Source organism: Neisseria sp. HMSC067G12, from assembly GCF_001812725.1.
In the GTDB taxonomy this organism is placed as follows: domain Bacteria; phylum Pseudomonadota; class Gammaproteobacteria; order Burkholderiales; family Neisseriaceae; genus Neisseria; species Neisseria perflava.
In genome coordinates, this window is record NZ_KV810201.1 from 365,673 (window position 1) to 365,957 (window position 285).

Here is a 285-nt window from a genome sequence, read left to right on the forward strand (position 1 = left end):
GGCCTTTAGTTTGTATTTTTTTGTATGTATGGATTGTGTAGGAAGTTTGATTGTATTTTTTATAAAATAAAAACCCTGTTAAAACAGGGCAGTGGTTAAATTTCTGAAAATAATTTTGCGAAAGGTGTTGACTGGTTTTGTGATGGGGCGTATAGTTCGGTTCTTCGCTGCTGAAGCGGTGAAGAAAACGAAGCAGACAGTATAACACAGTTGGTTGAAATTTTCGATAATTTTAGTTGACTTTTGAAAATTGTACTGTATAATTCGATTCGCTCTTTAAAAAAC